The organism is Cobetia sp., assembly GCF_983723665.1.
Genome location: NZ_CFDJES010000162.1, coordinates 1 through 5,558, shown reverse-complemented (window position 1 = coordinate 5,558; position 5,558 = coordinate 1). Strand labels below are relative to the sequence as shown.

Annotated in this window: 6 protein-coding genes; all 6 read right to left on the bottom strand. The window is 62.9% G+C overall.

Going from position 1 to position 5,558, the window contains the following annotated elements:
• Positions 1 to 560 (bottom strand): YceI family protein (locus tag AC4FAH_RS12920; protein ID WP_490246164.1); only part of this gene is annotated, 560 nt, incomplete at its 3' end.
• 65 nt (positions 561 to 625) lie between these two features.
• Entirely contained in the window at positions 626 to 1,168 is a 543-nt protein-coding gene (locus tag AC4FAH_RS12915; protein WP_153635333.1) for a cytochrome b, read from the bottom strand.
• 177 nt (positions 1,169 to 1,345) lie between these two features.
• Positions 1,346 to 2,560 (bottom strand): O-succinylhomoserine sulfhydrylase, encoded by a 1,215-nt coding sequence (locus tag AC4FAH_RS12910; RefSeq protein ID WP_153635332.1) that lies wholly within the window; start codon positions 2,558 to 2,560, stop codon positions 1,346 to 1,348.
• 238 nt (positions 2,561 to 2,798) lie between these two features.
• Positions 2,799 to 4,313, bottom strand: coding sequence for an amidophosphoribosyltransferase (gene purF / locus AC4FAH_RS12905; RefSeq protein ID WP_043336916.1), 1,515 nt, complete (start codon positions 4,311 to 4,313; stop codon positions 2,799 to 2,801).
• A gap of 244 nt (positions 4,314 to 4,557) precedes the next feature.
• Entirely contained in the window at positions 4,558 to 5,286 is a 729-nt protein-coding gene (locus AC4FAH_RS12900; protein WP_490246163.1) for a CvpA family protein, read from the bottom strand.
• Positions 5,283 to 5,558: SPOR domain-containing protein (locus tag AC4FAH_RS12895; protein WP_490246162.1), on the bottom strand; the 276-nt coding region annotated here is incomplete at its 5' end. The genes AC4FAH_RS12895 and AC4FAH_RS12900, both read right to left, overlap by 4 nt.

Here is a 5,558-nt window from a genome sequence, read left to right as displayed (position 1 = left end):
GTGGCCGCATTCGGGCCAAGCTTGGATGTATCGATGCCGTAATCGGCGAGCTTCAGCGTGGTGGTGCCTTCAAAGCCCTGACGGTAGCCGCCCCACGGGTCTTCACCGCCGCCGATATGATCCACATCCAGGGTCACGGGCTGCGTCTGGCCGTGCAGCGTCAAGTCACCCTTCAGCTTGCCGGAACCATCGCCAGTGGACTCGAAGCCGGTCGAGGTGAAGGTCGCCGTCGGATATTGGGAGACATCCAGGAAGTCGGCCGACTTGATGTGCTTGTCGCGTTCGGCGTGGGCGCTGTCCAGGCTATCGACATCGACCTCTACCGACACTTTCGCATCTTCCGGCTTGCCCTGGTCATAGGAGAAATCACCACTGAACTCCTTGAACTGCCCCAGCACGTAGGAGTAGCCCAGATGGCTGATCTTGAACTGGATGAAGGCGTGCTGGCCATCGGTATCGATCGTGTAATCGGAGGCCTGTGCCTGACCCGCCATCAGCGGCAACGACGCCGCCATGAGACCTGCCACCAGTGACTTGCCGAGGAAGGATGTCTTGTTCATGTTGGTGCTCCTTGAGAGGTTTCGTCACATCTGGCGTTCGAGCGTACCCAACGCCTTCCTTTTCGTCAGCGCAGCGGCCGAATCATGCGCCGCAACGTGTCCTGCCCATCCAGCAGGTGATGCTTGAATGCCGCCGCCGCATGCCCCAGCGACAGGATGATCAGCACACAGGCAGCATACCAATGCACCTCACCTGCCAGCGATGCCTGATCCTTCAGCCCCGAGATCACTGCCGGCACCTCGAAGAGATCGAATACCTTGATGCCACGCCCGTCAGCGGTGGAAATGAGGTAACCCGAGATCATCACCACCAGCATCAGCACGTAGAGCAGCACATGCCCGACCAGCGCCGCGCGCTGTTCATTGCGCGTGCCGTGCGCCTGCGGGGTCGTCTGGCTCCAGCGCCAGGCGAGCCGCACCAGCGTCAGCACCAGCAATATCACCCCGACCGAGCGATGCCACCACGGACCGAGCTGGTACCAGGCATCGTAATAGCCAAGCGACGTCATCCACCAGCCCAGCGCGAAGAGCCCGACGATGGCCAGCGCCGACAGCCAATGCATCACGATGACAGGCCAGCCCCAGCCCCGTCGAGAATTACGCCACATGAGGTGCTCCTGATGACAGTCTCCACCTGACCATCGAGCTGGCAGGTTCTTTGAGCAAGAGCTTAACCAGTGCCCGAACGGACGCCAACCCTTGAGGGCAACACCAGCGAAATTGTCCAGAGACACCAACGCCCGGCAGAACCGGGCGTTGGTGTGCAAAGGCAGGCGTTACGGGACTCAGCTCGCGAGGCGATCAAGTCCGCGCGCCAGATCACGCTTGATGTCGTCGAGGTCTTCCAGGCCGACAGCAATACGCAGCAGGCCCTCTTCGATGCCGGCGGCCGCTTTCTGTTCATCGCTTAGGCGACCGTGAGTCGTGGTGGCTGGGTGCGTGATGGTGGTCTTCACGTCGCCCAGGTTGCCGGTGATCGACAGGATGCGCGTCGCATCGACCACCGACCAGGCCGCCTCGCGGCCGCCCTTGACCACCACCCCCAGCACCGCACCGAAGGCCTTCTGCTGGGCCTTGGCCAGTTCATGCTGCGGATGGCTCTCAAGTCCGGAGTAATGCACCCGCTCGATGGCCGGATGCGATTCCAGCCAATGTGCCAGCGTCAGCGCGCGTGCACAGTGGGCTTCCATGCGAATGTTCAGCGTCTCCAGGCCCTTGAGGAAGACCCAGGCGTTGAAGGGGCTCAGGCACGGCCCGCAGGTACGCACCACGCCATAGACCTCCTCCATCAGCGAGGAGCTTCCCACCACGGCGCCACCCAGCGTCCGGCCCTGACCATCGAGATACTTGGTGGCGGAGTGGATGACGATATCGGCGCCCAGCGTCAGCGGGCGCTGCAGAGCCGGCGTACAGAAGCAGTTGTCGATGGCGAGCCAGGCGTCGTTCTCATGGGCCAGCGCCGCCAATGCCTTGATATCGCCAAGCTCGGACAGCGGATTGGACGGCGTCTCGGCGAACAACAGCTTGGTGGCCGGCGTGATCGCGTCGCGCCAGGCATCCAGATCCTTCAGTTCGACGAAGCGCGTGGTGATGCCCAGCTTGCCGAAGTACTTGGTGAACAGGCTGACACTCGAACCGAAGATGGAACGCGACGCGACGATTTCATCGCCGGATTCCAGCAACGCCAGCACGGTGGACATGATCGCGGCCATGCCGGAACTGGTTGCCACGCAACGCTCACCGCCTTCCATCGCCGCCAGGCGCTCCTCGAAGAAGCGCACCGTCGGATTGGTGAAGCGCGAGTAGATGTTACCGGCTTCATCGCCCCCGAACTTGGCTGCGGCCTCAGCGGCGCTGCCATAGACGAAGCTTGAGGTGGTGTAGATGGGCTCGCCGTGTTCCTGCTCGGCACCGCGCAGGTGACCGGCACGGATGGCGAGCGTCTCGAGGCCCAGCTCATCGCGGGAAAGACCGGCGCGGGAAAGATTGTCGTCGTGCATGGTGTCCAGTACCTCTACTGATGGAATCTACTGCCCTGTGAATCACGATCCAGCGTCACGCGCCGCTGTGACATGTCGCGTCTTCAGCATTTCGGGTCGCGTCGACAGCAAGAAGAAGAAGGAAAAGCGATGCGCCAATGTTACCGGTTTTGAACGCGCAACGGGCCCCGGATTTCTCCGGAGCCCGTTGCGGTTCGCTCATCGCGTGATTGCCTGCCGAGGATGGCAGGCAGCCGGATCAGTCGAGATCTTCCGAATCGTTGTGCAGATCCACCACCGCGTGGGTCTCGCCAGCGCTCTTGGCGCCATCATTGCGCGAGGCACGCAGGTCGTTCAGATAGGCTTCGTCGATATCGCCGGTCACGTAGACACCGTCGAACACGGAGCAATCGAACTCATCCAGCGCCGGATTGACTTCACGACAGGCGTCCTTCAGGTCGTCGAGGTCCTGATAGAACAGGCGGTCAGCGCCGATCAGGTCCGCGATTTCCTTCTCGGTACGGTCATGGGCGATCAGCTCTTCCGCCGCCGGCATGTCGATGCCGTAGACGTTGGGATAGCGAACCGCCGGTGCTGCCGAGGCGAAGTAGACGTTCTTGGCGCCCGCTTCGCGCGCCATCTGGATGATCTCGTTGCAGGTGGTACCGCGCACGATGGAATCGTCCACCAGCAGCACGTTCTTGCCGGCAAACTCGATATCGATGGCGTTTAGCTTCTGACGCACGGACTTCTTGCGCAGTGTCTGACCCGGCATGATGAAGGTACGGCCGATATAGCGGTTCTTCATGAAGCCTTCGCGGTAAGTCACTCCCAGATGCTGGGCCAGCTCGAGGGCAGAGGTGCGCGAGGTATCGGGGATCGGAATCACGACATCGATGTCCTGCTCCGGCCATTCCCGCACGATCTTGTCGGCCAGCTTCTCGCCCATGCGCATGCGGGTGCCATAGACGTAGGCACCGTCAAGCAGGGAATCCGGACGCGCCAGGTAGACGTGTTCGAAGATGCACGGCTTGAGAACCGGATCATCCGCGCACTGCAGGGTGTGCAGCTCACGCTCCATGTCGATGAATACCGCTTCGCCCGGGGCCAGGTCACGGATCAGCTCGAAGCCGGCGACGTCGAGCGCCACGGATTCGGAGGCGATCATGTACTCGACGCCTTCGGCGGAGTCACGCTTGCCGAAACACGCCGGACGGATGCCGTGCGGATCGCGGAAAGCGACCAGGCCAGTGCCGTTGATGATCGAGACGGCCGCGTAGCCGCCCTTGCAGCGACGATGCACACGACGCACGGCATCGAACACATCACCGGCGCCCAGACGCATGCCCTGCTTGCCCAGCTCGTGAGCGAAGACGTTGAGCAGCACCTCGGAATCGGAGCTGGTGTTGATGTGACGCAGATCAGAGGAGAACAACTCCTGCTTGAGCTGGTCGGAGTTGGTCAGGTTGCCGTTGTGCGCCAGCGTGATGCCGTAAGGCGAGTTGACATAGAACGGCTGTGATTCCGCCTCGCTGGAGGAACCGGCGGTCGGGTAGCGAACATGGCCGATCCCCATGTTGCCCTTGAGACGCTGCATGTGACGAGTGCGGAAGACATCACGCACCAGACCATTGCTCTTGCGCAGCAGGAAACGACCTTCGTGCCAGGTCATCATGCCCGCGGCGTCCTGCCCGCGGTGCTGCAATACGGTCAGCGCGTCATACAGCGCCTGGTTGACCGAGGCGTTGGCCATCAAACCTACAATCCCGCACATCCCGTCATTACCTCACTAATACACACTTGGATAGGGAAGCGCACGCTGGCGACTGCCGGCGCCCGTCCATATGGCAATATGAGTGCTCACACGGCGCAATTGTCAGGCCTGCCCCCCCATGCAGGCAACACCTGACCGATGGGTCAACCCCTTCGACTGCCCCGCATGAGGCTTCAGCAACGCGTGCCGAATGCCGAAAACGACAACGCCGGGCCACGATGCCCGGCGCTGAAGATCCTGCCTGTCACTGCTCACCACCCGCATTGCGGCTTGCGGCCTCGCCAGCGGTGCTGCCCCTGAGCAACGCCTCCAGCGAGGGCTGGCCCTGCGTGGCATCCTGGCGCGTGAACGACTGCAGCGCCTGCTGGCTGAGGCTGTCGCTCAACGCACGCCCTTCTCGCTGGGCGCTGTCGATCAGACCGCTGGCCTGCTGCTTGAGCCGGGTGCCGCTGGTGGAATCCGGCAGCGACACGCTCTGGCCCCAGTCACCGCCCGTATCCCACTCACGATAGCGAGCCAACGACCAGTCGCGCAGCTGCTCAAGCGTCGGCCGCAACTGGGCGGCCTGCCAGTCGGCGCTGTCACGCAGGGGCGTCAGCCCCACCACGGCGGTGATCAGCACCAGTATGACCGCCGCGCGCAAGGCGCCGAACACACCGCCGAGCAGACGATTGAAGCCGCCCATGCCGACCGCATGAATCAAGCGTTCCAGCAGGCGCAACATCAGCCCCCAGATCAGTACGCTCACGATCACCACCAGCACGAAGCCGACCGCGGTGCGGATGCCCGGCGAGACGATCATCTCTTCGAGCAGGCCACCCACCTCGGCGCCGAACTGGCGTGCCGCGACCAGTGCCACCAGCCAGCCCGCCAGGCCCAGGGCCTCGCTGAGCAGACCCCGCATCAGCCCCAGCAGTACCGAGATACCGATCAGGCCCAGACATAGCCAATCGATCCAGACCAGCTCGTTCACTCACCCTCCTTGCGTCGTACCAGCAGGCCCTTGATATTGACCTGCTGCTGCAAGCGCGAGCGTGCGGACTCACCGATCTCGGAAGACTTGTACGGGCCGACGAAGACAACGGTCAACTTGCTGCCACGCGGGATCCGGTATGCCGCGAAACCCTTGCCCTGCAGCTCCTTCTGGAGACGCTCGGCATTGGCCGGGTCACCGAAGCTGCCGACCTGCACGGCCCAGCCACCGGCGGAAGACGACGGCGCATTCGAGGCAACCGCAGGCTTCGG